The sequence below is a fragment of the Streptomyces odontotermitis genome, assembly GCF_050510915.1.
In the GTDB taxonomy this organism is placed as follows: Bacteria; Actinomycetota; Actinomycetes; order Streptomycetales; family Streptomycetaceae; genus Streptomyces.
In genome coordinates this window covers 179,520-206,240 of sequence record NZ_JBNJLS010000004.1, presented here as the reverse complement: position 1 = coordinate 206,240, position 26,721 = coordinate 179,520, and the positions used below count along the sequence as shown (strand labels likewise).

The 26,721-nt window shown below is 73.3% G+C and carries 23 protein-coding genes; 11 read left to right on the top strand and 12 right to left on the bottom strand.

Translation table 11 applies throughout. The features are described from left to right. Positions 1–38: 38 nt before the first annotated feature. A complete protein-coding gene (locus tag ACQB60_RS14435; protein WP_496926345.1) occupies positions 39–1,721 on the bottom strand; it encodes an ABC transporter permease in 1,683 nt (560 codons plus the stop codon). 389 nt (positions 1,722–2,110) lie between these two features. Here ACQB60_RS14435 and ACQB60_RS14430 point away from each other — a divergent pair, with 389 nt between their 5' ends. Then, on the top strand, positions 2,111–2,863 hold the full coding sequence (locus tag ACQB60_RS14430; RefSeq protein ID WP_496926344.1) for an MgtC/SapB family protein: 753 nt from the start codon (positions 2,111–2,113) through the stop codon (positions 2,861–2,863). After that, positions 2,860–3,786: an acyl-CoA thioesterase gene (locus tag ACQB60_RS14425; protein WP_496926343.1), complete on the top strand. Its 927-nt coding sequence runs from the start codon at positions 2,860–2,862 to the stop codon at positions 3,784–3,786. The genes ACQB60_RS14430 and ACQB60_RS14425 overlap by 4 nt, the downstream gene beginning before the upstream one ends. Before the next feature lie 23 nt (positions 3,787–3,809). On the opposite strand, the gene ACQB60_RS14420 is transcribed toward ACQB60_RS14425, so the two are convergent. After that, a complete protein-coding gene (locus ACQB60_RS14420) occupies positions 3,810–4,448 on the bottom strand; it encodes an NAD(P)-dependent oxidoreductase (protein WP_496926342.1) in 639 nt (212 codons plus the stop codon). 259 nt (positions 4,449–4,707) lie between these two features. Here ACQB60_RS14420 and ACQB60_RS14415 point away from each other — a divergent pair, with 259 nt between their 5' ends. Both ACQB60_RS14415 and ACQB60_RS14410 read left to right on the top strand, forming a co-directional pair. After that, entirely contained in the window at positions 4,708–6,321 is a 1,614-nt protein-coding gene (locus tag ACQB60_RS14415; protein WP_496926341.1) for a sensor histidine kinase, read from the top strand. Next, positions 6,309–6,989: a response regulator transcription factor gene (locus ACQB60_RS14410; protein WP_496926340.1), complete on the top strand. Its 681-nt coding sequence runs from the start codon at positions 6,309–6,311 to the stop codon at positions 6,987–6,989. Before ACQB60_RS14415 ends, ACQB60_RS14410 begins: the two co-directional genes overlap by 13 nt. Here the strand turns inward: ACQB60_RS14410 and ACQB60_RS14405 are convergent. Together ACQB60_RS14405 and ACQB60_RS14400 are read right to left on the bottom strand one after the other, a co-directional pair. Continuing rightward, the gene (locus ACQB60_RS14405) at positions 6,889–8,154 is read right to left on the bottom strand and encodes a glycosyltransferase 87 family protein (RefSeq protein ID WP_496926339.1); all 1,266 of its coding nucleotides are present in this window, start codon (positions 8,152–8,154) and stop codon (positions 6,889–6,891) included. The genes ACQB60_RS14410 and ACQB60_RS14405 overlap by 101 nt on opposite strands. Before the next feature lie 100 nt (positions 8,155–8,254). Further along, complete coding sequence (locus ACQB60_RS14400; protein WP_496926338.1) at positions 8,255–9,478, bottom strand: Cmx/CmrA family chloramphenicol efflux MFS transporter; 1,224 nt, start codon at positions 9,476–9,478, stop codon at positions 8,255–8,257. 129 nt (positions 9,479–9,607) lie between these two features. Between ACQB60_RS14400 and ACQB60_RS14395 the strand changes: the two genes are divergently transcribed. The 3 genes from ACQB60_RS14395 to crcB (ACQB60_RS14385) all read left to right on the top strand — a co-directional run bounded on the left by ACQB60_RS14395 (position 9,608) and on the right by crcB (ACQB60_RS14385) (position 11,258). Beyond that, positions 9,608–10,189, top strand: a complete 582-nt coding sequence (locus tag ACQB60_RS14395; RefSeq protein ID WP_496926337.1) for a TetR/AcrR family transcriptional regulator — start codon at positions 9,608–9,610, stop codon at positions 10,187–10,189. A 197-nt stretch (positions 10,190–10,386) separates the two neighbouring features. Then, the gene (gene crcB / locus ACQB60_RS14390; RefSeq protein ID WP_496926336.1) at positions 10,387–10,887 is read left to right on the top strand and encodes a fluoride efflux transporter CrcB; all 501 of its coding nucleotides are present in this window, start codon (positions 10,387–10,389) and stop codon (positions 10,885–10,887) included. Next, positions 10,884–11,258: a fluoride efflux transporter CrcB gene (crcB, locus tag ACQB60_RS14385; protein WP_496926335.1), complete on the top strand. Its 375-nt coding sequence runs from the start codon at positions 10,884–10,886 to the stop codon at positions 11,256–11,258. The genes crcB (ACQB60_RS14390) and crcB (ACQB60_RS14385) overlap by 4 nt, the downstream gene beginning before the upstream one ends. Positions 11,259–11,527: 269 nt before the next feature. Here the strand turns inward: crcB (ACQB60_RS14385) and ACQB60_RS14380 are convergent, their stop codons facing one another. Further along, positions 11,528–11,881, bottom strand: coding sequence for a tetratricopeptide repeat protein (locus ACQB60_RS14380; RefSeq protein WP_496926334.1), 354 nt, complete (start codon positions 11,879–11,881; stop codon positions 11,528–11,530). Positions 11,882–12,020: 139 nt separating this feature from the next. Between ACQB60_RS14380 and ACQB60_RS14375 the strand changes: the two genes are divergently transcribed. After that, complete coding sequence (locus ACQB60_RS14375; RefSeq protein WP_496926333.1) at positions 12,021–12,986, top strand: pirin family protein; 966 nt, start codon at positions 12,021–12,023, stop codon at positions 12,984–12,986. A 117-nt stretch (positions 12,987–13,103) separates the two neighbouring features. Here the strand turns inward: ACQB60_RS14375 and ACQB60_RS14370 are convergent, their stop codons facing one another. The 6 genes from ACQB60_RS14370 to ACQB60_RS14345 all read right to left on the bottom strand — a co-directional run bounded on the left by ACQB60_RS14370 (position 13,104) and on the right by ACQB60_RS14345 (position 22,545). Next, a complete protein-coding gene (locus ACQB60_RS14370; RefSeq protein ID WP_496926332.1) occupies positions 13,104–13,658 on the bottom strand; it encodes a type 1 glutamine amidotransferase domain-containing protein in 555 nt (184 codons plus the stop codon). A 107-nt stretch (positions 13,659–13,765) separates the two neighbouring features. Beyond that, positions 13,766–14,452: a phosphoribosyltransferase gene (locus ACQB60_RS14365; RefSeq protein WP_496926331.1), complete on the bottom strand. Its 687-nt coding sequence runs from the start codon at positions 14,450–14,452 to the stop codon at positions 13,766–13,768. 9 nt (positions 14,453–14,461) lie between these two features. Next, the gene (locus ACQB60_RS14360; RefSeq protein WP_496926330.1) at positions 14,462–15,493 is read right to left on the bottom strand and encodes an SDR family oxidoreductase; all 1,032 of its coding nucleotides are present in this window, start codon (positions 15,491–15,493) and stop codon (positions 14,462–14,464) included. 44 nt (positions 15,494–15,537) lie between these two features. Next, positions 15,538–17,340 (bottom strand): thiamine pyrophosphate-requiring protein, encoded by a 1,803-nt coding sequence (locus ACQB60_RS14355; RefSeq protein WP_496926634.1) that lies wholly within the window; start codon positions 17,338–17,340, stop codon positions 15,538–15,540. Continuing rightward, on the bottom strand, positions 17,337–20,345 hold the full coding sequence (locus ACQB60_RS14350) for an FAD-binding and (Fe-S)-binding domain-containing protein (protein ID WP_496926329.1): 3,009 nt from the start codon (positions 20,343–20,345) through the stop codon (positions 17,337–17,339). The genes ACQB60_RS14355 and ACQB60_RS14350 overlap by 4 nt, the downstream gene beginning before the upstream one ends. Positions 20,346–20,463: 118 nt before the next feature. After that, positions 20,464–22,545 (bottom strand): phosphocholine-specific phospholipase C, encoded by a 2,082-nt coding sequence (locus tag ACQB60_RS14345; RefSeq protein WP_496926328.1) that lies wholly within the window; start codon positions 22,543–22,545, stop codon positions 20,464–20,466. Between the two features lie 180 nt (positions 22,546–22,725). Between ACQB60_RS14345 and ACQB60_RS14340 the strand changes: the two genes are divergently transcribed. After that, positions 22,726–23,541 (top strand): amidohydrolase family protein, encoded by an 816-nt coding sequence (locus ACQB60_RS14340; RefSeq protein ID WP_496926327.1) that lies wholly within the window; start codon positions 22,726–22,728, stop codon positions 23,539–23,541. Between the two features lie 3 nt (positions 23,542–23,544). Here ACQB60_RS14340 and ACQB60_RS14335 read toward each other — a convergent pair whose 3' ends face one another. After that, positions 23,545–24,132 carry a GntR family transcriptional regulator gene (locus tag ACQB60_RS14335; protein WP_496926326.1) on the bottom strand — a complete coding sequence of 196 codons (588 nt, stop codon included), beginning with the start codon at positions 24,130–24,132 and terminating at the stop codon, positions 23,545–23,547. Here ACQB60_RS14335 and ACQB60_RS14330 point away from each other — a divergent pair. Together ACQB60_RS14330 and ACQB60_RS14325 are read left to right on the top strand one after the other, a co-directional pair. After that, a complete protein-coding gene (locus ACQB60_RS14330; protein WP_496926325.1) occupies positions 24,131–25,300 on the top strand; it encodes an RNA-guided endonuclease InsQ/TnpB family protein in 1,170 nt (389 codons plus the stop codon). The genes ACQB60_RS14335 and ACQB60_RS14330 overlap by 2 nt on opposite strands. A 166-nt stretch (positions 25,301–25,466) precedes the next feature. Further along, complete coding sequence (locus tag ACQB60_RS14325) at positions 25,467–26,642, top strand: acyl-CoA dehydrogenase family protein (RefSeq protein ID WP_496926324.1); 1,176 nt, start codon at positions 25,467–25,469, stop codon at positions 26,640–26,642. The last annotated feature ends 79 nt before the right edge of the window (positions 26,643–26,721 follow it).

Genomic DNA, 26,721 nt, shown 5'->3' with positions numbered 1-26,721 from the left:
GGCTCTCAGCGGTCTCAGAGGGCGTGTCAGCGGGCGTGTCAGAGGGCGTAGCGGGTGTCGGCGAGGCGGTAGAGGCGGCGCCAGAAGAGGCGGTTGAGCCCGACGACGTACAGGCTCATCACGGCCACGCCCGCGATCAGGCGTGGGAAGTCGCCGTCGGAGGTGGCCTCGGCGATGTACGCGCCGAGGCCGGTGGCGGTGAGCGTGGTGGCGCCGAAGGTGACGACCTCGGAGACGATCGACGCGTTCCAGGCGCCGCCCGACGCGGTGATGCCGCCGGTGACGTACGCGGGGAAGATGCCCGGCAGGATCAGCCGCTTCCAGCGCTGCCGGCCGCGCACCCCCAGGTCGTCCATGGCCTCCCGCAGGTCCGTCGGGATCGCCATGGCACCGGCGATGGTGTTGAAGAGGATGTACCACTGGGCGCCCAGCGCCATCAGCAGGATGCCGCCGATGTTGATCGACAGACCGGTCTTCAGGAAGAACCAGACGGCCAGCGGGAAGAGGAAGTTGGCGGGGAAGCTGGCCAGGACCTGCACGACCGGCTGGGCGATGCGGGTCAGCCTCGGCGAGAAGCCGATCCGCACCCCGATCGGCACCCAGATCAGCGTCGCGGCGGCGACCAGGACCACGACCCGGCCGAGCGTGATCAGACCGAGCCACAGCGGCTTGCCGAAGACGCCGAGCCCGGTGCGGTCGTGGAGGTAGAACGCGAGGTCGACCAGTCCCCACACGATGAGCCCGCCCGCGACGACGGTGAAGACGACGTCGCCGGTGCGCCGCCGCGCCGCGTCCACGGCCAGGGGCCGGTCGTCGGTGCCGAAGACGCGGGCGGCCCGGCCGAGCCATCGGCCCACCGGGCGGAAGACGCGGCCGAGGGCGTCCGGCCAGTGGGAGCGCCGCAGGAAGCCGAGCACGGCGGAGCGCTGCACCTCGCTCGCCTCGGACTGCTCGTTCTTGAACTTCTCCGCCCACGCCGTGAGCGGCCGCCAGAACAGGAAGTTCACGCCGATGACCATGACGGCCATGGTGAGGATGGCCCAGCCGACCTTGCCCAGGTCGCCGTCGGCGATGGCGGCGCCCGCGTACGAGCCGACGCCCGGCAGCGCGTAGTCCTTGTCGCCGATCGTCACGGCCTCGGAGGCGACGAGGAAGAACCAGCCGCCGCCGAAGCTCATCATCCCGTTCCAGACCAGGCCGATCGTCCCGGACGGCAGCTCGACCTTCCAGAACCGCATCCACTTGGTGAAGCGGAACGACCGTGACAGCTCGTCGAGTTCACGGGGGAGCGAGGTGAGGGACTGGTGGAAGCTGAACGTCATGTTCCACGCCTGCGAGGTGAAGATCGCGAAGATCGAGGCGCACTCCAGGCCCAGCATGGAGCCGGGGAACAGGGCGACGAAGCCGGTGACCGCGACGGTCAGGAAGGCCAGGACCGGCACGGACTGGAGGATGTCGAGGGCCGGGATCAGCACCCGCTCCAGGCGCCGGCTCTTGGCCGCCGCGTACGCGTACACGAACGTGAAGAGGGTGGAGACGACGAGGGCGACGAACATGCGAAGGAGCGAGCGCGCCGCGTCGTACGGCAGCCGGGCCGGCGAGGTGTCGACCTTGACCGACTGCTCGGTGGAGAAGCGGACGGTGACGCCGTGGCCCACCTGCAGGGCGAGGTAGAGCAGCACGAGGACGGCCGCGGCGACCACCACGTCCACCCAGGTCATCCGGCCCTTCCACATGACATGAACCTCCGCCCACACTGTGTCCACAGGCGTGCCGGGGCCGCGACCGTACGGGGGCGTCCGGGTGGGGCTTCGGGGCGGGCGGCTTTGCCCGTAATTGCACATATGTGCAACCATGGGCGCCGTCACTTTCGTGCGGGACAGCTCCCCGAGCTCTCCACTGCGATCGAGCAGGGGAGACCCCATCCGCCCGGCCAGAGAGGGGGCAGTCGTGAACAGCTCCGACAGTCACAGTCCGACCAGCCCCCGTCCGGCCACCCACGGCTGCCTCTGATCGCAGCTCGCCTCTGCGCGTGCGACCGCAGCTCACCTCTGCGCGTGCCCGGACCCGAGACTCCCTCGTCCTCACCACGCCGCACGGAGGTGCCGCCATGCAGTCCCTGACCACGTTCGACTTCGCCGTCCGCCTGGCCACCGGCGTCGGCTGCGGCGCCCTCATCGGGGTGGAGCGGCAGTGGCGCGCCCGGATGGCCGGGCTGCGCACCAACGCCCTCGTCGCCGCCGGAGCCACCCTCTTCGTCCTCTACAGCGAGGCGATGCACGATCCCACGAGCCCGACCCGGGTCGCCTCGTACGTCGTCTCCGGCGTCGGCTTCCTCGGCGGCGGCGTCATCATGAAGGAGGGCGCCTCGATACGGGGCCTCAACACGGCCGCCACGCTGTGGTGTTCGGCCGCCGTCGGGGTCCTCGCCGCCTCCGGACGCCTGGAGCTCGCGCTGCTCGGCTCGGCCGCCGTCATCGCCGTGCACCTGCTCCTGCGGCCCACCAGCCGCCTCATCGACCGGGCCCCGCAGGGCAACGCCGACACCCCCACGCAGCTCACCTTCCACGTGGTGTGCGACCGGCGCGAGGAGTCCCATGTCCGGGCGCTGCTGATCCAGCTGCTCAGCAGCACCGACCCGCGTCTCGACGGGCTGCGCATCCGCCGCGGCAAGGACGACACCACCAGCCTGGCCGCCGCCGTCACCGTCGACGGGCCGCCGGGCGCCGACATGGAACAGCTCGTCTCCCGGCTCTCCCTGGAGCCCGGCATCCGCGACCTGTACTGGCACCTCAGCGACCGGGAGCCGGGTAGCGAAGATCACATCGAGGACTTCGTCCCGTCTGGAACGATGTCGCGGTGACCGAAGCAACCCCCCGCCCGGCGCCCCCGGGCCCCGCGCCCGCACCGGACCCCGCCGCCATCACCGGCTTCGTCGACCTGCTCCGCCTGGAGGAGATCGACCGGGGGCTGCTGCGCGGCTGGTGCCACGCGGGGGCGCCGCAGCGCGCCTTCGGCGGACAGGTCGCCGCCCAGGCCCTGGTCGCCGCCGGACGCACGGTCGGCGAGGGCCGCGCGGTGCACTCGCTGCACGGCTACTTCATGCGGCCGGGGGACCCCCGCCGGCCCCTCGTGTACGAGGTGGAGGAGCTGCGCGACGGCCGCTCGTACGCCACCCGCCGGGTCACCGCGATCCAGCGGGGCGAGGCGGTCTTCACGCTCTCCGCCTCGTTCAAGAAGCCCGAGGAGGACACCCCGGACCGGCAGCGCCTGATCCCCGCCCTGCCCGGTCCCGAGGAGCTGCCCGACCCCTACCGGGCGTGGGCGGCGGGCGGCAGCAGCGACTACTGGAGCACGACCGGGCGCCTCACCCTCGACATGCGCATCGTCCCGCGCGACCAGTCCGCGCTCGCCCCCGAACTGCCCGGCGTGACCCAGCAGTTCGTCTGGCTCAAGTCCGCGCAGCCGCTGCCCCCGGACGAGCCCCTCCTCCAGGTGTGCGCCCTCGCCTACCTCTCCGACCTCACGCTCGCCTCCACGGCGGCGCTGCACGTGCAGCCCCCGCGCGCCGAGCGGAAGGGACCCTCGCGGGTCTCGATGGCCTCCCTGGACCACGCGATGTGGTTCCACCGCCCGTTCCGCGCCGACGAGTGGCTGCTCTTCGCCCAGCGCAGCCCCAGCTCGTCGGACGGCCGGGGCCTCGCGCACGGCGAGTTCTACACCCGGGACGGGCGCCTGGTGGCGTCGGCGGTCCAGGAGGTCCTGATCCGGCCGCGGCGGTCCTGAGCCCGTCGAGGGCGGTACGGGTATCAGTAGGCGACCGACATGCGGCGGCGCGGATGCGCGTCCTGCTCCAGCTCGTCGACGAACGCCACCGCGTAGTCCTCGGCGCTGATCCGGCTGCGCCGCTCCGAGTCGATGAGCAGCACGTCCCCGCCGAGCCGGAACGTGCCGGTGCGCTCGCCGGGCGCGATCTCGGCGGCGGGGGAGATGTACGTCCAGTCCAGCTCGGCGTTGCAGCCCCGCAGCCGGGTCAGGACGTCGTGGTGGGCGTGTGCCTCGCCCCGGAACTCCGGCGGGAAGTCCGGGGTGTCGACGAGCAGTTCACCCGGCGACACCTCCAGGCTGCCCGCGCCGCCCACCACCAGGAGCCGGGTCGCGCCGCCCGCGCGCAGGCCCCGCAGGAACGTGTCGTAGAGGGCGATGAACGGCTCGCGCGGATCGGAGCCGTCGCGCGGCGGCACCAGGGCGGAGGCCACCGCGTCGTGCTCGGCCGCGAGCCCGGCCACGGTCTCGGAGTCACGGGCGTCGGCGGCGACCGCCCGGGTCCGGGGCAGCGGCTCCCGGCCGGAGCGGCTGACGGCGGTCACCTCATGGCCCCGGGCCACGGCCTCGGCGGCGATGCGGCTGCCCACCATGCCGGTGGCGCCGAACAGTACGAGCTTCATCGTCGGGTCTCCTGTCGCCCCCCAACGCCTGCGGACCCATCCAGAGAAACACCACCCCGGCGCCCCCGCATCCCGCTCCCCGCGGCGGGCCCGAGCCGGGCACGATCCGCACCTGATCCCGGCCCGACCTGGGCCTGACCGGAGCCCGGACCTTCGGGTTTTCCCTACCGCGCGGGCCCTGGCACGTCCCCTACGCTCGATGCGGAACCGGGCACGGAGCGGCGTACGGACAGCAGACGCGGCCGACAGGAGGACGGGGATGTCGGAGCGGCGTGAGGGGCGTGCGGTGACTGTGGGCCGGGCGGAGTCGGCGAAGCCGGAGGAGTCGGCGGAGCCCGAGGGGTCCGAGGGGTCCGAGGAGCTCACCGCCGAGCGGCGCGTGGCCGTGTGGGCGGCGCTGCGCGAGCCGCCGTCCGCCTTCCTGTTCTCGTCCTGGCCGCTGCGCTCCTTCGCGTACCTGTTCAGTGGCGCCCTCGTCGGGCTGCTCGCCCTCGCCTTCACCGCCGCCCTGTTCGTCGCCGGGGTGCTGCTCTCGGTCGTCGGCCTGGGTCTCGTCCTGCTGACGGCCGTGGCCGTGTCCGGGGTGCCGCTCGGCGCCCTGGAGCGGCGCAGGCTGCGGCTCGTGGAGCCGGTGCCGGTGCCCTCCCCGCACGTCTCGGTGGCCGGGGCCGGGCGGCTCGCGTGGCTGCGGACCCGGCTGCGGGAGCGGGCGACGTGGCGGGAGCTGGGGTACTCGGTGCTGCTCGGTCTCGTGTTCGCGGCGACCGGCGTGGGCAGTGTGCTGCTGTTCGCCTTCGCGGGCCTGCTGTTCGTGATGCCCTTGATCGTGTGGGCGGTGGCGCCCGACACCGTGATGGTGATCCCCGGGCAGCCGGTCGCGGGCCCGCTGGAGGCGCTCCCGGCGACGCTCGTCGGCGCCCTCGGCCTGGCCCTGTGGGCGTATGTGGCGGCCCTGCTGGCCGGGGTCCAGGTGCGCGCCGCGCTGTTCCTGCTGGCGCCCCGCGACGACGGCCTCAGCCGCCGCGTCGTCGAGCTCACCCGTTCCCGGGCCCGCCTCGCCGACGCCTTCGAGGCCGAGCGCCGCCGCATCGAGCGCGACCTGCACGACGGCGCCCAGCAGCAGCTCGTCGCCCTCACCATGACGCTGGGCCTCGCGGAGATGGAGCTGCGCGCGAGTGCGGCGGGCACGGGGGGCCACGCGGGTGCGGCGGGCGCGGCGAGGGACGTGGGTCCTGCGGGTGCGGCGAGCGACATGGGCGCTGCGGGTGGTGCGAGCGACGTGGACGCTACGGGTGGTGCGGGCGACGTGGACGCTGCGGCTGCCGCTGCCGCTGCCGCTGCCGCTGCCGACGACGGCGCCGTGACCGCTGCCCTGCCGCCTGCCCCGCCCGCGGCCCTGCCCGCCGCCGACCTCGTCGCCCGTGCCCGCGCCGAGGCCCGGCTCGCCCTCGACCAGCTCCGCACCCTCGTGCGCGGCATCCACCCCCAGGTCCTCACCGACCACGGCCTGTCCGCCGCCGTCGCCGAGGTCGCCCAGCGCAACCCCATCCCGGTGGCCGTGGACATCACCCTGCCCCGACGGCTGCCGACCCAGGTCGAGACGATGGCGTACTTCACGGTCACCGAGGCCCTCACCAACGCCTCGAAGCACAGCGACGCCACCCACATCACGGTGCGCGGACGGCACGAGGGCGACCGCCTCGCCCTGGAGATCACCGACAACGGCCGGGGCGGCGCGGACCCCGGCGCCGGAGCGGGACTTCAGGGTCTCGCGGACCGGCTGGCGATACTGAGAGGCAGGCTGATGGTGGAGAGTCCCGTCGGAGGTCCGACCCGGCTGCGGGCGGAGGTGCCGTGCTCATGCTCCGCGTAGCCCTGGCCGAGGACGCCGTGCTGCTGCGCGCGGGCCTCGTCGAACTCCTCGCCCGCACCGGCCACGAGGTGACCGCGTCGGTCGGCGACGCGGACGAACTCGCGCGCGCCGTCGACGCGGACCGCCCCGACGTCGTCATCACCGACGTCCGGATGCCGCCCGGCTTCCGCGACGAGGGCCTGCGCGCCGCCCTCCAGCTGCGCGCCCGCCACGCACGCCTCCCCGTCCTCGTCCTGTCCCAGTACGTCGCCACGGCGTACGCCACCCAGCTGCTCGGCGGCGCGGGCGCGGCGGCGGGCGGGCTCGGATACCTCCTCAAGGACCGGGTCGGCGAGGTCGCGGACTTCCTCGACGCGCTGCGCCGGGTGGCCGAGGGGCAGACGGTCATCGACCCGGAGGTGGTGCGCGTCCTGCTCCAACAGCAGTCCGCGGACCGCCCGTTGAACCGCCTCACCCCGCGCGAGCGCGAGGTGCTCGCCCTGATGGCCCAGGGCCTCAACAACCAGACCCTCGCGGCCCGCCTGTCCATCACCGAGGCATCGGTGGTCAAGCACTCCAGCAACATCTTCATGAAGCTGGACCTCGACCCGACAGAGGGCAACCGCCGTGTGCTCGCGGTGCTCGCGCACCTGCGAGGGGAGGAGCAGGACGCTGCGGGGGTGGGGTGACCGGGTCGGCCAGCCGCGCCCACACCACGAGCACCACCGGCAGCGCCAGATAGCCGAACCGTCCGGCCGGGGCCAGCAGGAAGGCCACGCAGAGCCCCGCCGCGAGCCGGTCCGCCGCCGCCACGAGGCCCGCGGGCGGCCGCACCACCAGCGAGGCCGCGACCGCCAGCCCGCCGCACAGCAGCAGCCCGACCGCCGCGAACCACCCCAACTGGCCCTGTTCCGCGAGGAGATGGCCTGGCAGCGGACTGCTCGCGGGGGTCTGCACGGCGCCCCGCCCCGTCGGGAAGGCGAGGACCTGCTCGACCAGGGCGCCCGGTGAGAGCAGCGCGCTCGGCAGGACGACGAGGACCGTCCCGGCCACCGCGACGCCCGTCGCCCGCAGCGCCGCCCGGCCCCCGTACGCCACGGCGAGCAGCGCCGCCGCGACCGCGATCGCGGGCCACGCCGTCCACTTGAGCGAGCAGGCGGCGGCGAGCGCGAGCCCCGTCGCGACCGGCCGCCCCCGCGCGGCGCAGGCGAGGGCGAGCGCGCACAGGCCCGCGAGCGGCAGGTCGACCCCGCTGACGCACAGCGGGAGCGCGACCACGGGCGAGGCCACCAGGGCCGCAAGCCCCAGCCCGTATCCGCCGTGCCCGGGGGAGAGGTCGCCCGCCGGTGAACCCCCTTGCCCCGTACGGAGGGTGGGGCGCCCCAGCACCATCCGTCCACCCCGCAGGCACACCAGGAACGCGGCCGCGCACCAGATTCTGGCGTCCCCGAGCAGCCGCGCCACCCAGTCGTCCGCGCCGAGCCCCGCGCGCGGCACCCCGAACACGGCCGTCCCCGGCAGGTACGGGGTGTACTCGCCGACCGAGCGCGGGTGCGGCAGATACGGTGTCGCGTGCTGGAGCAGCAGCGTCCCCGAGCGCTCGATGACGCCGACCTCGCTCTGCGCGCGGGCCGTCAGGACCAGATACAGGAGCGGCACCGCGACGGCCCCGGCCAGCGCGAGCGCCACGGACGCCGTGCGGGCGCGCGGCCGCGGGAGTCCGCACGCGGCGCCGGCGGCGGCCGCGTAGCCCGCGGCCGCGCACACGCCCCACACCCGGTGGGTCTCCAGCTCCGAGACGAGCGGGAAGACCGCCGCCCACGCCGCGCACAGCAGCAGGCCCGCGACCCACACGGGTCGGCGGGCCCACCACGGTCCGTCGTGCGGGAGCCGTGCCGTACGACGCCGCTGACCTGCGTGAACTGACTGATCTACGAGGAGAGTTGCCACTCAGTCATTGCAGCCGTACCGGTACAGGACGGTCATCACGGCTGAGTCGAGACTTCTCACTCCGGTTTTCCCCACCGTCCCTCCTGCGCTGCAGCCGCCCCGCCCACACCGCGCCCGCGAGCCCGAGCCCGCCGAGCGCGGCACCGACCCACGCCACGGCCGCGAAACCGAAGCCCGCGCTGATCACCAGGCCGCCCAGCATCGGCGCGAGGGTGTTGCCGACGTTGAAGGCCGAGGTGTTGACGGCGCCCACCAGGTTCCCGGCGCCCGGCGCCAGCGCGAACACCCGTGACTGCAGGGCCGGGTTGGTGACGTAGCCCGCCACGCCGAGCACGAAGACCAGGACCACCGTCGCGGCCGTGCTCCGCGCCGTCAGGGCGAGCAGCGCCGAGGCCGCCGCGAGAGTGCCGGTGCCGAGCGCGAGGACGCGGATCGGGAACTTCTCCGCGAGCCGCCCGCCGACCGCCATCCCGAGCAGCCCGCCGACCCCGAACAGGGCGAGGACCGCGGGCACCCAGCCCTCGGAGACCCCGCTCACCTCGGTGAGGACCGAGGCGAGATAGCTGAAGGTGACGATGACGCCGCCGAAGGCGCAGGCCGTGATCGCGTACGAGAGCCACAGCTGCGGCCGGGCCATGGCGCGCAGCTCCGTGCGGACGGAAGGCGCGCCTTCGGCGTCGCCGCGCCCGCCCGGTACCGCGAACACCGTGCAGACCAGGCTGACGGCGGTGGCCGCGGCGACCGCCCAGAACGCGGCCCGCCAGTCGGCGACCTGGCTCAGGACGGTGCCCGCGGGCACGCCCACGATGGTGGCGAGCGTGAGCCCGCTCGCCACCACGGCGACGGCCTTGCCGCGCGCCGCCGCGGGCACGAGCGCCACCGCCGTGGCGACCGCGACGCCCCAGAACCCGGCGTACGCGACCGCGCTCACGATCCGTGTGGCGAACAGGAGTTGATAGCCGGAGGCCATCGCCCCCACCACGTGCGCCGCGCCGAACACGGCCTGGAGTGCGACCAGGGCGGTGCGCCGCGGCCAGCCGATGGTGGCGACCGCGAGCAGCGGGGCCCCCACCACCATCCCGACGGCGAAGGCCGAGATGAGCAGCCCCGCGTCCGGGATGGACACGTTCAAGTCGGCGGCCATGCCGGGCAGCAGGCCCGCCAGCATGAACTCCGAAGTCCCCTGGGTGAAGATCCCCAACCCGAGGATGTAGACGGCCAACGGCACGATGTCCCCTCCCGTGTGTCCTGCGTTCTCTGCGCTGCGTTCGCCGCGCGGGGCACGACGCTAACACGTTTTGAAGCAGTCGCTTCAAAACGGCGGATGCAGACGCCCCGGACCCGTAGGCTTGGCCGCATGGCGCGACCCAGGAAGTTCGACGAGACCCGTGTCCTCGACGCGGCCATGGACGTGTTCTGGCGCCACGGCTACGAGGGCACCTCCACGCGCGACCTCACGGAGCGCACCGGGGTGGGCCCCTCCAGCCTGTACGGCGCCTTCGGCGACAAGCGGGCCCTCTACCTGCGGGCCCTGCGCACGTACTACGAGTCGGCCACCCGCGAGCAGGTCGCCCTCCTGGAGCGGCCGGGCCCGGCGCGGGACCGGGTGCGCGAGCTGATGACGCACGCGATCGACATGGACCTCGCCGGCGAGGGCGGGCGTACCGGCTGCTTCGCCATCAACGCGGCCGTGGAGATGGCCGGTTCGGCCCCCGAGGTCCGCGCGGAGGTGGACCGGCAGTTCAGCACGGTCGAGGCCGCGCTGCGCGAGACGATCGCGCGGGGGCAGCGCGCGGGCGAGTTCACCGCCGACGGCGACCCCGCGACGCTGGCGCGGCAGATCCTGAGCACGTACTACGGGCTGCGCGTCCTCGCCCGGGTGCGCTCGGACCGGCAGGCGCTCCTTGACGTGGTGGAGAGCGCGCTCGCCGCCCTGTGAGCCCCGTGGCCCCGGCCCCGGCGTGCGCGCGCGGGGGCCCGGAGGCTAGCCTGAACACGGCGGCGATCTTCGAGGTCGCCGCGCGGCGGTGGGGCCCGCCGTACCCGAACCGCGGCGAAGGCGCCGCCAACGGTCCCTGCTTGCGAACGAGCGCGCCCGTGTACCCGTGTACGGGGCGCCTGGCGAGTAGGAGAAGCATGTCCAGTGGCCCCAAGCCACCGTCCGAAGCGGCTGCCGGCGCCGGGGCGGAACCGATTGACCCCGACGTCCCGGGTGCCGACGCCCGGGCCGCGGCCCGCGAACTGGGGCCGGTCGTGGCCGCCGTCTCCCTCGGCGGCGCCGTCGGCGCCTCCGCCCGGTATGGCGCCTCGCTGCTCTGGCCCACCGCCCCCGACGCCTTCCCCTGGACGACGCTCCTGGTCAACGCCGTCGGCTGCGCGGTGATGGGCGTCTTCATGGTCCTGATCACCGACGTGTGGCCGGTCCACCGCCTGGTCCGCCCGTTCTTCGGGACCGGCGTGCTCGGGGGCTTCACCACGTTCTCCACGTACGCGGTGGACATCCGGCGCCTCGTCGACACCGGGCGTGCCGGGACCGGCCTCGCCTATCTGGCCCTGACGCTGCTCGCGGCGCTCGCGGCGGTCTGGGGAGCGGCCGGCCTCACGCGCCGCCTCGTCGCGCGGGAGCGTGCGCGGTGAACTGGCTGCTGGTGATCGTCGGGGCGATGGTCGGCGCCCCGCTCCGGTTCCTCGCCGACCGTGCCGTGCAGGCCCGGCGCGACAGCGTCTTCCCCTGGGGGACCTTCACCGTGAACGTCGCGGGCAGCCTGGTGCTCGGCCTGGTCACCGGCGCGGTGGCCGCGGGCGCAGGCTCCTCCGGCCTCCAACTCCTTGTCGGCACCGGCCTGTGCGGGGCGCTCACGACCTACTCGACCTTCTCGTACGAGACGCTGCGCCTGGCCGAGTCCGGAGCGCGCTTCTACGCGGCGGCCAACGCGGTGGCGAGCGTGGTGGCCGGGCTCGGCGCGGTGCTCCTGGGTGCCGCGCTGGCAGAGGCGCTGTGGACGTAGGGGGAGCGGGCGGAGTGGGGGTCTCCTGGCGGCGCGGCCTTCCGGCGCGGTCCTCCGTATCAAGAGGCGCGCGACGGAGCGCACGGCGCGGGAGTCCGCCCGCGCCCCCTACGGCACAATCCCCCGGCCGTCGGGAGGTCAGCCTCCCGACAGGGCCGAGGAAACCTCCGCCGGGTCGCGGCAATTGTGGCGACAGCCGACGGCCGGGGCTAGAGAGGCGCCCCAACTAATGCGCATTAGTTGGGGCGCCGTTGTGACTGTGACTGCGACTACGCCGCGTCTGCCGGGAACTCCCCGGCGAGCGCCGCGGCCATCCGCAGGTGCGGCTCGGCCTCCGCGTCCCGGCCCTGCCGCTGGAGGGTGCGCCCCAGCATCAGGCGGGCGTACTCCTCGACCGGGTCACGCTCCAGGACGGCGCGCAACTCGCCCTCGGCGCGGCGCAGTTGGGCGGAGTGGTAGTAGGAGCGGGCCAGCAGGAGACGCGGGGCGACCTGCTCGGGCACCTCGGCGACCAGGCCGTCGAGGACGCGCGCCGCCGTGGCGTACTCCTTGGCGTCGAAGAACTGCCGCGCGCGCTCCCAGCGCTCCGCCGCCGTTCCGTGGTCGTAGTACGTCATCTCCACCGCTGTCTCCTTGCCTCCTCGGCGTGGGCCGGGCGGGTGCTCCGGTCTTCGTCGGTCCACAACGGACCGAGATAGTCAAATATTCCACTATCGCGTCCATGCCTGACGGGCGGCGTCCCGCGCGGCTAGGTTGTGCGCCATGAGCAATCTTGATCGCGAGGCAACTCCCGCCCTGTGCGGCGGTCGCGGGTTCGTCGTCGCCGAGCCGGTGCGGGAACTCCTCAGCCCTCGCAAGGTGAAGCTCGGCGAGTCCACCGAGGTGCGCCGGCTGCTGCCCAATCTGGGCCGCCGCATGGTCGGCGCCTGGTGCTTCGTCGATCACTACGGCCCGGACGACATCGCCGACGAGCCCGGTATGCAGGTCCCGCCCCACCCCCACATGGGCCTGCAGACCGTGAGCTGGCTGCACGAGGGCGAGGTGCTGCACCGCGACAGCGTCGGCAGCCTGGCGACGGTCCGCCCCCGCGAGCTGGGCCTGATGACCTCGGGCCGGGCCATCTCCCACTCGGAGGAGACGCCCCGGGAGCACGCCCGCTTCCTGCACGGCGCCCAGCTCTGGGTGGCCCTGCCGGACGCCCACCGGCACACCGAGCCCCACTTCGAGCACCACGCGGAGCTGCCCCGCGTCACCGCCCCTGGGCTCACCGCGACGGTCGTGCTCGGCACCCTCGACGACGCCACGTCCCCCGGCACGACGTACACCCCCCTCGTCGGCGCCGACCTGTCGCTCGCGCAGGGCGCCGACGTCCGTGTCCCCCTGGAGCCGGACTTCGAGTACGCGGTTCTGTCCATGTCCGGCGAGGCCCACGTGGACGGCGTCCCGATGCTGCCCGGTTCCATGCTCTACCTGGGCTGCGGCCGCACCGAACTCCCGCTGCGCGCCGCGTCGGACGCGGGCCTGATGCTCCTCGGCGGCGAGCCGTTCGAGGAGGAGCTGATCATGTTCTGGAACTGGATCGGCCGCACCCAGGAGGAGATCGCGCAGGCCCGCGAGGACTGGATGACGGGAACGCGCTTCGGCGAGGTCAAGGGCTACGCCGGCGCCCCGATCCCGGCACCGGATCTGCCGCCGGTCCCGCTGAAGCCGCGGGGCAGGGTGCGCTGACGCACTCCTGAAGCAGGTGCCGGGGTCGGAACCCCGCGCCGCCCGTCGCGTCGACCGTGCGGCCCGTGACCCGGCGGGCGGCGGGCGGCGGGGGAGGCGGGGAACGGAACGCCACGATCACTCCTGCGGGCCGGGCACGTGCCTGCCGAACACGTCGAGGAACGCCTCGCAGAACGCCTTGAGGTCGTCCGGCCTCCGGCTGGTGATCAGGGTGCTGGGGCCGCCGTCGCAGACCTTCACCTGCTCGTCGACCCAGTCGCCGCCCGCGTTGCGGATGTCGGTGCGCAGGCTCGGCCACGACGTCAGCGTCCGGCCGTGCAGCACGTCCGCCTCGACCAGCGTCCACGGCGCGTGGCAGATCGCCGCGACCGGCTTGCCGCGCTCGAAGAACTCCCTCACGAAGGCCACGGCCCGCTCGTCGGTGCGCAGGTGGTCGGGGTTGGCGACCCCGCCGGGCAGGACCAGGCCGTCGAAGTCCGCCGCGCTGGCCTCGCCCACCACCTCCTGCACCGGAAACGCATCGGCCCTGTCGAGGTGGTGGAAGGCCCGTACCTGCCCCGGCGCCGTCGACACCAGGACGGGTTCGCCGCCCGCGTCGGTCACGGCCTGCCAGGGATCGGTCAGCTCGATCTGCTCGACGCCCTCGGGTGCCGTGAGGAAGGCGATGCGCATGGTGGGTCAACTGCCTTTCTGCGTAGGGGGTCGTGCGTACAGGTCGTGCGTACGAGGTGTCCGTACGGGGTGTCCGTACGAGGTGTCCGTACGGGGGTGCCTGCGGGTCAACCGCCCGGTACCGCCCGTGCCGCCGGGCGCCGTGCGCGGCGGTCGTGCTCGGCCAGGACACGGAGCACGTCGTCGGTGAGCTGGCCGAAGTCCTGGTACCAGAGGCCGACGGCCTCGAACGGCTCGGGCTGGTGGAGGGCGACGAGGTCGGTGGCCTCCTCGTGGAGGAGCCGGGCCGCCTGGCGGGAGCACACGGGCACCGCCAGCGTCAGGTGGCGGGGCCGGCGGCGGCGCAGGGAGCGCAGCGCCGCGCGCGCGGTCGCCCCGGTGGCGAGGCCGTCGTCGACGACCACCACCGTCCGGTCGGCCAGTTCGGGCGCGGTCCGGCCCCGCCCGTACCGCTCCGTGCGGCGCCGCAGCTCCGCCCGCTCCCGCTCGACCTCGGCGGTGAGGTCGGCCGGGGTGAGGCCGAGCCGCTCCAGGGTCCGCTCGTCGAACAGCGGCGGGTCGTCGCCCGCGAGCGCCCCGACGGCGAGCTCCCGCTGGAAGGGGGCGCCGACCTTGCGGGCCACCAGCACGTCCAGCGGGGCGTCCAGGGCCCGGGCCACCTCGTCGGCGACGGGGATGCCGCCGCGCGGCAGCGCGAGGACGGCCAACGGGCCCGGCAGGGAGCCCTCTTCGCGATGTGCGCAGAGCCGGGCGGCGAGGGCCCGTCCGGCCTGGGCGCGGTCCCGGAATCGCATGGGTGGCGCTCACCTCACCTCCGCGTCGTGGTGCGCGGCCCGGGTGCCCCGCACGGACCCCGGGAAACGCAGCCGGGCCGGTGCGGTGAGCGAGCGCAGCAGGGCGGCGGTGCGGCGGGCGAGACCCGCCTGGAGCGAGCGCGTCCGGGACCGGTCGTCGAAGGCCCCGTGGGCGCCGAAGTCCGCCCCGCCAGGGCCGTCCTCGGGACCCCACAGGTTGCCGTCCTGGTGCGCGGGCGCCGCCTCGTCGGTCTGCTGGGCGGCGAACCCCGTACGCGCGAGGTAGCGGTCGAGGAGGGCGGGCGCCACCCGGTTCGCGAGGACGGTCGCGAGCGTGGAACCGCCGACGTAGTACTGCTTGCGCTCCGGGTGGTCGGCCGCGAACACGACCGCGCGGGCGGCGACTTCGGGCTGGTAGATCGGCGGCACGGGCTGCGGCCGGTGCGGAAGGCGGCTGCGCACCCAGGAGAACTGCGGGGTGTTGACGGCCGGCAACTGGACCACGGTGACCCGGACCCCGCTGCGCCGGTGGAGCAGTTCGGTGCGCAGCGCGGAGCTGAAGCCGTTCACGGCGTGCTTGGCCCCGCAGTAGGCCGACTGCAGCGGAATGGCCCGCTCACCGAGGGCCGAGCCGACCTGGACGACGGCGCCGCGGTCGCGGGGCAGCATGTGGCGCAGGGCGGCCCGGGTGCCGTGGACGAAGCCGAGGTACGTGACGTCGGTGACGCGCTGGTACTCCTCGGGTCCGATCTCCGCGAACGGCGCGAACACCGACGTGAAGGCCGAGTTGACCCACACGTCGATCGGTCCGAGCGCCTCCTCGGCCGCGTCGGCGGCCCGCTCCACCTGCGCGGGGTCCGCCACGTCCGCGCACAGCACCAGGGCGCGCCCGCCGAGCCGTTCCACCTCGGCGGCCGCGGCCTCGAGCCCGGCCCTGCCGCGGGCGATCAGCGCCACGCGGGCGCCCCGGCGGCCGAAGTGCCGGGCGGTGGCGCGGCCGACTCCGGCGCTGGCGCCGGTGATGACGACGGTCTCGGGCATGCCCCCGCCCCCTTCGCCTGTCCTCACGTGTCCCCTGTCCGGCCTCACGCGTCCTCGCCGTGCCGGTGGCGGCCGCCCGGCAGCATGTCCTGGACCTTCGCCTTGAAGCCCTGGCGCACCATGCCCGTCCGGTCGCTGTCGCCCTTGACGATCGCGGCGGCCGCGGCCTCGATCTGGTCGAGGGAGGCGTGCGGCGGGATCGGCGGCACCGCCGGGTCGACGCGGAAGTCCACGACGAAGGGACGGTCGGCGGCGAGGGCCTCGCGCCAGGCGCCCGGCACGTCGCCGGGCTTCTCCACCCGCACCCCGCCGAGGCCGATGGAGCGCGCGAAGTCCGCGTACGGCACGTCCGGGATGGACTGCGACGGCAGGAACTGCGGGGCGCCCGACATGGCGCGCATCTCCCATGTCACCTGGTTGAGGTCCTGGTTGTTGAGGACGGCGACGATCAGCTGCGGATTCTCCCACCGGCGCCAGTACTTGGCGGCCGTGATGAGCTCCGCGAGCCCGTTCATCTGCATCGCGCCGTCGCCCACCAGGGCCAGCGCAGGACGCCCCGGATGCGCGAACTTCGCCCCGATCGCGTACGGCACCCCCGGCCCCATCGTGGCGAGCGTGCCCGAAAGGGAGCCGCGCATCGTGCCGCGCATCCGAAGGTGCCGCGCGTACCAGTTGGCGGCGGAGCCGGAGTCGGCGGCCAGGATCACGTCGTCCGGGAGCAGCCCGTCCAGGGTGTGCACCACGTACTCGGGGTTGACGGGGTCGGCGTCCACGGCGGCCCGCCGCTCCATCACCTGCCACCAGCGCTCGGTGTTCCTCTCGATCTGCCCCCGCCAACTGCCGTGCTTCTTCTTGGTGAGTTGGGGGATCAGCCGCCGCAGGGTCTCCCGCGCGTCGCCCACCAGGTTGACCTCGAACGGGTAGCGCAGTCCGACCATGTGCGGGTCGATGTCGATCTGCACCGCGCGGGCCTGGTCGAGCTCCGGCATGAACTGCGTGTACGGGAAGCTCGATCCGATCACCAGGAGCGTGTCGCAGTCCCGCATCATCTCGTACGAGGGCCGGGTGCCGAGCAGCCCGATCGCGCCCGTCACGAACGGCAGGTCGTCGGGGAGCGCGTCCTTGCCCAGCAGCGCCTTGGCCACGCCCGCGCCGAGCACGTCGGCGAGCTCCTTCACCTCGGCCCGCGCACCCGCCGCGCCCTGCCCGATGAGCACGGCGACCTTCTCGCCCGCGTCGAGGACCTCGGCGGCGCGGGTGATCTCGACGTCCGCGGGGACCGGGGCGTAGCGGGCGCAGCCCAGGCTGGAGGGGACCATCTTGAAGGCGTGCTGCGGCGGCGAGTAGTCCAGCTCCTGCACGTCGGCCGGGATGATGACGGCCGTGACGGTCCGCTGCGCCCGCGCCGTGCGCAGCGCCCGGTCGATGGCGTTGGGCAGCTGCTCGGGAACGGTGACCATCGTGCAGAAGTCGGCGGCGACGTCCTTGTAGAGGCTCAGCAGATCGACTTCCTGCTGGTACGAGCCGCCCATCGCGCTGCGGTTGGTCTGCCCGACGATCGCGACGACCGGGACGTGGTCGAGCTTGGCGTCGTACAGGCCGTTGAGGAGGTGGATCGCGCCCGGCCCTGACGTGGCCGCGCACACCCCCACCCTGCCGGAGAACTTCGCGTAGCCGACCGCTTCGAAGGCGGCCATCTCCTCGTGCCGGGCCTGGATGAACTCCGGCTTGTTGTCGGCGCGTCCCCAGGCGGCGAGCAGGCCGTTGATGCCGTCGCCCGGGTAGGCGAAGACATGGTCGACCTCCCACTCGCGCAGTCGCTCCAGGACATGGTCGGAAACCTTCATCGCCACGGGACTGACCTTTCCTTTCGGGTCGGTGCGGGGGAGGGCCGCGCGGCCGCCCGCTCCGGGCAGGTCGCGGGCAGCGGCCCGGCCAGGCCGAGCGCCAGGGCCTCCGCGAGGTGCAGGGCGCGCCGTCCGGTGGCGCCCTGGTCGATCTGCAGTCGGCAGCTGAACCCGTCGGCGAGCACGAGGGCGCTCGGCGCTGCCTCCCGTACGCCGGGCAGCACGCCCTGTTCCGCGACGGCCGTCGACAGCGCGTGGTGACCGCGCTCGAAGCCGAAGTTGCCCGCGAGCCCGCAGCACCCGGCGTCGAGGACGCGCGCGTCGATCCCGGCGCGCCGCATCAGTTCACGGTCCGCGTCGTACGTCAGGACGGCGTGCTGGTGGCAGTGCGTCTGCACGGTGGCGGCCCGGGCGAGCCGCGGCGGCCGCCACTCCTTCGGGGCGTCGTGGACGAGCAGCTCGGCGAAGGTCCTGAACTGCCGTGCCAGGCGGCGCACGTCGTGGTCGTCGGGGAACAGCTCGGGGGCGTCGGAGCGGAACACCGCGGTGCAGGAGGGTTCGAGGCCGACCACGGGCGTACCCGCGTCCAGCCACGGCCGCAGGACGCGCAGCGTGCGGCGCAACACCCGCCGGGCGGTGCCGAGCTGGCCGGTGGAGAGCCACGTCAGACCGCAGCACACCGGCACGTCCGGCACCGCGACCCGGAACCCGGCGGCGGACAGGACGCGCACCGCCGACCGCGCGATCGCGGGGTGGAAGGAGTTCGTGAACGTGTCCGGCCACAGCAGGACCGCCCGTGGGTCGGCCGGGTCGGGCCGTGGGGTGCCGTGCGCCCGCCACCAGTCGGTGAACGGCTCGCGGGCGAAGAGCGGCGCCTCGCGCTCGGCCGCCACCCCGGCGACGCGCTTGCCGAGCCGCGCGAGCCCCGGCGCGTGCAGGGCGGCGTTGACGGGGCCGGGCGCGAGCCGGGCGAGCCGCGCCCACAGCGGCAGCCAGCCCATCGAGTAGTGCGCGGCCGGACGCAGCCGTCCCGCGTAGTGGTGGGAGAGGAACTCCGCCTTGTACGTGGCCATGTCGACGCCCGTCGGGCAGTCCGACTTGCAGCCCTTGCAGGCCAGACAGAGGTCGAGGGCGTCGCGCACCGCCGTGGAGCGCCAGCCGTCGGTCACGGCCGAGTCGGCGTGCCCGCCCAGCATCTCGAAGAGCAGCCGGGCCCGGCCGCGCGTGGAGTGCTCCTCGTCGCCGGTCGCCCGGTACGAGGGGCACATCACACCGCCGCTGTGCGAGCGGCAGTCGCCGATGCCGACGCAGCGCAGCACGGCCCGGGTGAAGGAGCCCCCGTCCTCGGGGTAGCCGAACCGCGTCCGGGCGCTGCCAGGACGCCACCGGGCGCCGAGCCGCAGGTCCTCGTCGGCGCGGCGCGGCGTGCCGCCCGCGCCGGGGCCGACGACCTTCCCCGGGTTCATCCGGTCGTCCGGGTCGAAGAGCGCCTTGACCTCGCCGAAGGCGGACACGATCCGCTCGCCGAACATCAGCGGCAGCAGCTCGCCGCGCGCCTGCCCGTCGCCGTGCTCCCCGGACAGCGAACCGCCGTACGACACGACGAGCCGCGCCGCCCGCAGCAGGAACTCCCGGAAGCGCGCGACTCCTTCGGCGCTGGTGAGCTCGAAGGGGATACGGGTGTGCACACAGCCCTGCCCGAAGTGCCCGTAGAGCGTGGGCCGGTCGTAGTCGAACTCGGCGAACAGCCCGTTCAGTGCGCGCAGATAGGCGCCGAGCCGCTCCGGCGGCACCGCCGAGTCCTCCCAGCCCTCCCAGGTGTCCCGGCCGCCGGGCGGGCGCGCGGTGACCCCGAGTCCGGCCTCCCGCGCCCTGAGCATCCGCTGCTCGCGCGCCGGGTCGTCGGAGAACGCCACCGTCGCGTCGTGCCCGGCACGCCCCAACGCCCCCAGCAGCGCCCGCCCTTGACCGTCGACCTCCTCCCGGCTCGCCCCGGCGAACTGCACCAGGAGCCAGCTCTCGCCCGCGGGCAGCTCGTCCAGCGAGCCGAGGTGGACGTGCTCCGCGCGCATCAGCTGCGCCATCCGCCCGTCCAGGGCCTCCAGTTGGGCCGGTGCGGCGTGCTCCAGGATGCGCGGCACGTCGTCGGCGGCCGCGCAGATGTCGTCGTACCCGAGGACCAGCATCGCCTCGTACTCCGGTACGGGGACCAGGTCCAGCTCGGCGCGGAGCACCGTGACGAGGGTGCCCTCGCTGCCGACGAGGGCGCGCGCCACGTCGAAGCCGCGCTCCGGGAGCAGCGCGTCCAGGTTGTAGCCCGACACGCGCCGCGGAATGGGCGGGAAGCCGCGCCTGACCTCGCCGAGGCTGCGGCCGATCACGTCGCGGAGGCCCGCGTAGAGCTCGCCGCGCCGCCCGCCCGCGCCCACGATCTCCTTGAGCTCGGCCTCCGGGGTGGGGCCCGCCCAGAAGCGGGTCCCGTCGTAGGTGAGGACGTCGAGGCGGCGGACGTTGTCGACGGTCTTGCCGTACGCCTGCGCGGACGCCCCGCAGGAGTTGTTGCCGATCATCCCGCCGAGGGTGCAGTGGCTGTGCGTGGCGGGCTTCGGCCCGAACTGCAGCCCGTGAGCCGCCAGTTGACGGTTGAGTTCGTCCAGGACGATGCCGGGCTCGACCACGCAGATGCGCCGTTCGGGGTCGACCGAGACGAGCCGGTCGCAGTGGCGCGTCCAGTCGATGACGACCGCCGTGTTGGTGCACTGGCCGCCGAGGCTGGTGCCGCCGCCCCGGGACAGGACCGGCGCCCCGAAGCGGGCGCACACCGCGACCGCCGCGGCACCGTCCTCGACGGTGCGCGGCTCGACCACGCCGATCGGCACCCGCCGGTAGTTCGAGGCATCCGTGGCGTAGGCCCCGCGGGTGCCCGCGTCGAAGCGCACCTCGCCGTCGACGCGGTTCCGCAGGGCCCGGGCCAGGGCGTCGTGGTCCAGGGCGTCGTGAACCATGGCGGCGGCCACCTCCTCGAAGGCGCACGGCGGAGTGCCGTGGTGCGCCTCCGCCGGTACCCGCCACCGTGGGGCCTACACCCCGGGGCGCCGCCGGCGGCCGGGGACCGGCCAGGGTTCAGCCGGTGATCAGCGCCGGGTCGCTCACCCCCGCCCGGCCGGTCTCCACCCGCCCCGCGAGCCGCCGCAGGAACCCCTTGTCGGTGTCCGAGACGATGCTGACGTCGTACCAGCGCTTGCCGGCGCGCAGGTCGACGGTGTGGTGCACGGTCGCGCCGGGCTTGACCTTGAAGGTCTCCTCGGCGCCGCCGTAGGCGTTGGTGACGGTGAGGTTCACCTCGGCCGAACCGGCGTTGGTGAGCGTGAGCCTGAGGTTGCCGGTGGCCTTCTCGTGGCGCGCCTCCACCTCCGGTCCCGCGGTCTTGGCGGAGTTCTTGAAGACGCGCAGGAAGCCGTTGGGCCCGTACACCCACAGGTCGTGGGCGTCCTTCGAGTACTCCGGACTCCAGGTGTCGGAGACGGTCCCGCCCGCTTGCGTGGTGTACGTCCAGGGGCCGTCGGTGCGGTTGCCGGAGCGCACGTGGAAGCAGGCGCCGGCCGACTCGCCGCTGCGGAAGGTGAGTTCGAGCTTGCCCGACGACGGGGAGAGCGCGGCGTCGACGCGTGGCGCGTAGGGGAGCGGGCGCGAGGGCCGGGAGCCCTTCTCCTGCTTGGGCAGGGCCGGGCCCGCGGGGGCGTGCGGGACGTAGTCCGGGTGGCGCTTGCGGTCCGGGGGCCGGTAGCCGTCGGTGTCGGGCAGGTCGGCCGGGTCGGTGTCCTTGCCGCTGAAGTCGAACGCCGAGGTGAGGTCGCCGGCGACGGCCCGGCGCCAGGGCGAGATGTTGGGCTCCTTGACGCCGAAGCGCTTCTCCATGAACTGGATGATCGACGTGTGGTCGAAGACCTCGGAGTTCACGAAGCCGCCCGTCGACCACGGCGAGACCACGATCATCGGCACGCGCTGCCCGAGCCCGTAGACCCCCTCGTCGTACTCGGCGTCCCCGGGGAAGTAGTCGAGCTTCGTGTCGACGGCGGACTTGCCCTGGCTCGCGTCCTTCGGGACGTACGGCGGCACGACGTGGTCGAAGTAGCCGTCGTTCTCGTCGTAGGTGATGAACAGGGCCGTCCTGGCCCACACCTCGGGGTTGGACGTGAGGGCGTCCAGGACCTGGGAGATGTACCAGGCGCCGTAGTTCACCGGCCAGTTGGGGTGCTCGCAGAACGCCTCGGGCGCGGCGATCCACGAGATCTGCGGGAGCCTGCCCGCCTTGACGTCGGCCTTGAGCACGTCGAAGTAGCCGTCGCCCGCCTTGGCGTCGGTGCCGGTGCGGGCCTTGTCGTAGAGCGGGTCACCGGGCTTGGCGTTGCGGTACTTGTGGAAGTACATCAGCGAGTTGTTGCCGTAGTTGCTGCGGTACGCGTCGTCGATCCACCCCCACTTGCCCTTCGCGCTCATCCCGTCGCCGATGTCCTGGTAGATCTTCCAGGAGATCCCGGCCTTCTCCAGGCGCTCGGGATACGTCGTCCAGTCGTAGCCCGCCTCCTGGTTGCCGAGGACCGGGCCGCCGCCCTTGCCGTCGTTGCCCACGTGGCCGGTGAACATGTAGTAGCGGTTGGGGTCCGTGGCGCCCATGAACGAGCAGTGGTAGTCGTCGCAGATCGTGAACGCGTCCGCGAGGGCGTAGTGGAACGGGATGTCCTCGCGCGTGAGGTGCGCCATCGTCCCGATGCCCTTCGCCGGGACCCAGTTGTCGTACTTGCCGTTGTTGAAGGCGCTGTGGCCGCCCGCCCAGTCGTGGTCGAGGCCCGCGATGAACTGCATGCCGAGGTCCTCGGCGTCCGGGTGGAACGGCAGCGTCTCCTTGCCGCCGTTGTCCTCCTGGTGCCAGACGGACTTCCCGCTGGGCAGGGAGACGGGGCGGGGGTCGCCGAAGCCCCGTACGCCCCTCATCGTCCCGAAATAGTGGTCGAAGGACCGGTTCTCCTGCATCAGGACGACGATGTGCTCGATGTCCTCGATGGACCCGGAACGGCGGTCGGGGGGTATGGCCGAGGCCCGGTCGATGCTGTCGGTCAGGACCGCGACTCCGGCGGCCGCGCCCGCGGCACCCGCGGTGGCGCCCGCGATCTGGAGGAAGCGGCGGCGGTTGAGGTGAGACATGGGTGTTCCGTGCTTCGTGGGGGGAGTGGAGCGAGTGCAGTGTGTCAAGGAAGGGGATGGCCGGGTCAAGGGGGGTGTGATGAGGTGGGGGCCGAGCGCCGCGCAACAGGGGCCGTGGCAAAGGCGCATGGGAAAGTGCGAAGGGGAGAGGGTTTGGACGTGTCAGACGGGGGCAGCCGCGTGCCAGTGATCGACGTGTGGGCGCAGCACCCCACCCTCCGCCTCAGCCGGCACGAGATGTTCGCCTCGCTGCGCCGCTGGACCGGTGAACCCGCCGAGCTCACCGAGGAGCTGCCGGTGGCGGCGACCCTCGCGGCGATGGACGCGGGCGGCGTGGCACACACGCTGCTCAGCGCCTGGCACGGACCCGAGGGCGCGCTGATCTCGAACGACGAGGTCGCCGCCGTCGTCGCCGAGGCACCCGACCGGCTGTCCGGCGTCGCCTCGGTCGATCTGCGCAGGCCGATGGCCGCGGTGCGGGAACTGCGGCGCGCCGTGCGCGACTTGGGATTCAAGGCGCTGCGCGTCGTGCCCTGGCTGTGGGAGCTGCCGCCCAACGACCGCCGCTACTACCCGCTGTACGCGGAGTGCGTCGAGCTTGGCGTCCCCTTCTGCACCCAGGTCGGACACACCGGGCCGCTGCGCACCTCCGAGACCGGGCGCCCCGTCCCGTATCTGGACGACGTCGCCCTGGACTTCCCCGAACTGACCATCGTCGCCGGGCACATCGGCTACCCGTGGACGGAGGAGATGGTCGCTCTCGCCACCAAGTACCCCCACGTCCACATCGACACCTCCGCCTACACGACCCGCCGCTACCCGCCGGAGCTCGTCCGCTATCTGCGCGCCCATGGCCGGAGGAAGGTCCTCTTCGGCACCAACCACCCCATGATCACGCCGGAGAAGGCGCTCGCCGACCTGGGCTCGCTCGACCTGGACGAGGAGACGACGGAGCTGTTCCTCGCGGGGAACGCGCGGCGGGTGTTCGGGCTGTAGCGCTCAGCCGGGCGGCGCCAGGTCGATCACGTCCCGCAACGCCGCCACCGCGTGCGCGCGGTGCTCGTCGAGGAGTCGCACCGCCGTCTCCGTGTCGCCCGCGCGCAGCGCGTCGAGCATCCCGCGGTGCTCGTGGACGACCCGCTCCCGGTTGCTGTCCTGCGTGTAGTAGAGGGAGCGGTAGGCGTCGGTGGAGTCCCACAGGGTGCTGATGAGGCGGACCAGGCGGGGCATGCGCGAGGCTTCGATGAGGGCGAAGTGGAAGCGGCGGTTGGCGGCCGCCATCGCCGTGACGTCCCCGCTCGCGCCGGTCCGCTCGACCTCCTCCTGCGCCTCTTCGAGGACGTCCAGCAGCTCCGGGCCCAGGTGCGCGGCGGCCTCCCGTACCGCCTCGGCCTCCAGGATCCTCAGGGCCTCGCGCAGCGGGACGCGGCTGACGTCGAGGCGGGCGGCGAGGGCGTCCTGCCGGATGGGGTGGCCCCCCCGGAGGGTACGGCTGTATACCAGCGCAACATCGACTCGGCAGATCCGGGGGCGAACATTCCGTGTTCGAATGCCGGACACCGGTGCGCCGGGTAGCGTGACGGTCATGAAGCTGGTGGTGCGGGTGAAACTGTTGCCAACGCCCCTGCAGGCAGCGGCTCTTGAAGAGACGCTGCGGGCTTGCAATGAGGCCGCGAACTGGCTGTCCGGTCAGGCTTTCGAGCACGCGATCGTGTCGCGGGCCGGTCTGCAAGTCCTGGCCTATGGTGAGCTGAAGGCGCGGGGCCTGTCGGCGCAGCCCGCGCTGCATGTGCTGCGCAAGGTCGCCGACGCCTACACCACGCTGAAGGCCAACCTGAAGGCTGGCAATCTGGGTACCCCTGGATCCAAGCGGTACACGAGGGCCACTGGGAAGCCGGTCGTCTTCCGGGCGGCGGCGGCCCAGCCCTTCGACGACCGGTGCCTGTCCTGGCAGATGCCGGATCGGACGGTGTCGATCTGGACCACCGCAGGCCGTATGAAGCAGCTCGCCTTCACCGGCTCAGCCGAGCAGCTCGGCATCCTCGAGGCCCACCGAAAGGGCGAGGCGGACCTGCTGCATCGAGGTGGCCAGTGGTATCTGATCGCTACGTGCGAGGTCCCCGAGGCGGAGTTGAACGCACGTCCGGCGTCCTTCGTCGGAGTGGACCTGGGGATCGTGAACATCGCCTCCTCTTCCACCGGCAAGCGCCACAGTGGGCGGCGGCTGAACCGGCGCCGAGATGCGGACCGGACACTACGCTCCAAACTGCAGAAGAAGAACACCAAGTCCGCCAAGCGGCGGGCGAAGAAGCACGCCGGCAAGGAGGCCCGGCGGGCCCGGGACATCAACCACAAGATCAGCAAGTGCATCGTGGCGGAGGCTCAACGCACCGGTCGCGGGATCGCCCTGGAGGACCTCACGGGCATCCGCGAGCGGGCACGGCTACGTAAGCCCCAACGCGTCACCCTGCACTCCTGGTCCTTCCAGCAGCTCGGCTCCTTCATCGCCTACAAGGCCAGGCGCGCCGGGGTCCCGGTGGTACACGTGAACCCGGCTTACACCAGCCAGGAATGTTCCCAGTGTCACCACATCGATCGACGTAACCGGCCCTCCCAGGCCGAGTTCACGTGCCAGGTCTGCGGCTTCGTTGAGCACGCCGACCTGAACTCGTCCCACAACATCGCCGCTCGCGGCTGGTGGACGTGGGTACGCGGGGCAGAGTCACATGCCCCTGCGCTCACCCTGATCGCGTGAGCGCTGGACGCGGCCGGGCCCCGTCGAAGCCATCGACGACCCGAGCAGCAAGCTCAGAACTTCCGTTCCGGGCAGTTGACTACTGGATCCAAAATCCGAACTGCGGCTAGGGTGCCCTGGGACCTGACTGGCGGAGCGGGCCCAGCACCCACTCCAGGAGGCCGGAATGAAGTCGTCGCCCGTGCACCCCTTCGATCTGCTCGCCATCGACGGCCTGTTGAGCGACGAGGAGCGGCAGATCCGCGACACGGTACGGACGATGGGGGAGCGGGAGCTGCGCCCGCACGTCGCCGACTGGTTCGAGGAGGGCGCCATCCCGGCCCGCGAACTCGCCCGCAAGCTCGGCGAGCTGGGCGTCCTCGGCATGCACCTGGAGGGCTACGGCTGCGCGGGCACCAACGCCGTCGCGTACGGCCTGGCCTGCCTGGAGCTGGAGGCCGTCGACTCGGGGCTGCGCAGCCTGGTCTCGGTGCAGGGCTCCCTCGCGATGTACGCGATCTGGAAGTACGGCTCCGAGGAGCAGAAGCAGCAGTGGCTGCCCGGCATGGCGGCGGGCGAGAAGATCGGCTGCTTCGGCCTCACCGAGCCCGACGCGGGCTCCGACCCCGGCTCCATGCGCACCCACGCCAAGAAGGACGGCGCCGACTGGATCCTCAACGGCACCAAGATGTGGATCACCAACGGCTCCGTCGCGGACGTCGCCGTGGTCTGGGCCCGCACCGACGACGGCGTGCGCGGCTTCCTCGTGCCCGCCCGGGCCCCCGGCTTCAGCGCCCCCGAGATCAAGAAGAAGCTCTCCCTGCGCGCCAGCGTCACCAGCGAACTCGTCCTCGAGGACGTCCGGTTGCCCGCCGACGCGCTGCTCCCCGGCGCCCGCGGCCTGTCCGGCCCGCTCGGCTGCCTGAACGAGGCCCGCTTCGGCATCATCTTCGGCGCGCTCGGCGCCGCCCGCGACTGTCTGGAGACGGCCCTCGCCTACGCCGCCGACCGCACCGTCTTCGAACGCAGCCTGGCCTCCTACCAGTTGACGCAGGCGAAGCTCGCCGACATGGCCGTCGAGCTCGGCAAGGGCATGCTCCTCGCCGTCCACCTGGGCCGCCTGAAGGACGCCGGGACCCTCGCCCCCGAGCAGGTCAGCGTCGGCAAGCTCAACAACGTCCGCGAGGCCATCGCGATCGCCCGCCAGTGCCGCACCGTCCTCGGCGCCAACGGCATCACCCTCGAATACCCGGTCCTGCGCCACGCCAACAACCTCGAGTCGGTCCTCACCTACGAGGGCACCAGCGAGGTCCACACCCTGGTCATCGGCAAGGCCCTCACCGGCGAGGCGGCGTTCCGGTGAGCCGCTGCCGCTGACCGGTGAGCCGCTGCCGTTAAGCCGTACGGGCCAGCAAGACGCGCCGCCAGACGCCCGTGGCGCT

Coding starts and splice junctions, on each gene's coding strand:
- ACQB60_RS14350 (WP_496926329.1), bottom strand. CDS start 20,345: ATGGTTCACGACGCCCTGGACCACGACGCCCTGGCCCGGGCCCTGCGG.
- ACQB60_RS14345 (WP_496926328.1), bottom strand. CDS start 22,545: ATGTCTCACCTCAACCGCCGCCGCTTCCTCCAGATCGCGGGCGCCACC.
- crcB (WP_496926336.1), top strand. CDS start 10,387: ATGTCCAGTGGCCCCAAGCCACCGTCCGAAGCGGCTGCCGGCGCCGGG.
- ACQB60_RS14330 (WP_496926325.1), top strand. CDS start 24,131: ATGAAGCTGGTGGTGCGGGTGAAACTGTTGCCAACGCCCCTGCAGGCA.
- ACQB60_RS14430 (WP_496926344.1), top strand. CDS start 2,111: ATGCAGTCCCTGACCACGTTCGACTTCGCCGTCCGCCTGGCCACCGGC.
- ACQB60_RS14415 (WP_496926341.1), top strand. CDS start 4,708: ATGTCGGAGCGGCGTGAGGGGCGTGCGGTGACTGTGGGCCGGGCGGAG.
- ACQB60_RS14420 (WP_496926342.1), bottom strand. CDS start 4,448: ATGAAGCTCGTACTGTTCGGCGCCACCGGCATGGTGGGCAGCCGCATC.
- ACQB60_RS14325 (WP_496926324.1), top strand. CDS start 25,467: ATGAAGTCGTCGCCCGTGCACCCCTTCGATCTGCTCGCCATCGACGGC.
- ACQB60_RS14365 (WP_496926331.1), bottom strand. CDS start 14,452: ATGCGATTCCGGGACCGCGCCCAGGCCGGACGGGCCCTCGCCGCCCGG.
- ACQB60_RS14410 (WP_496926340.1), top strand. CDS start 6,309: ATGCTCCGCGTAGCCCTGGCCGAGGACGCCGTGCTGCTGCGCGCGGGC.
- ACQB60_RS14375 (WP_496926333.1), top strand. CDS start 12,021: ATGAGCAATCTTGATCGCGAGGCAACTCCCGCCCTGTGCGGCGGTCGC.
- ACQB60_RS14355 (WP_496926634.1), bottom strand. CDS start 17,340: ATGAAGGTTTCCGACCATGTCCTGGAGCGACTGCGCGAGTGGGAGGTC.
- ACQB60_RS14395 (WP_496926337.1), top strand. CDS start 9,608: ATGGCGCGACCCAGGAAGTTCGACGAGACCCGTGTCCTCGACGCGGCC.
- ACQB60_RS14335 (WP_496926326.1), bottom strand. CDS start 24,132: ATGACCGTCACGCTACCCGGCGCACCGGTGTCCGGCATTCGAACACGG.
- ACQB60_RS14370 (WP_496926332.1), bottom strand. CDS start 13,658: ATGCGCATCGCCTTCCTCACGGCACCCGAGGGCGTCGAGCAGATCGAG.
- ACQB60_RS14435 (WP_496926345.1), bottom strand. CDS start 1,721: ATGACCTGGGTGGACGTGGTGGTCGCCGCGGCCGTCCTCGTGCTGCTC.
- ACQB60_RS14360 (WP_496926330.1), bottom strand. CDS start 15,493: ATGCCCGAGACCGTCGTCATCACCGGCGCCAGCGCCGGAGTCGGCCGC.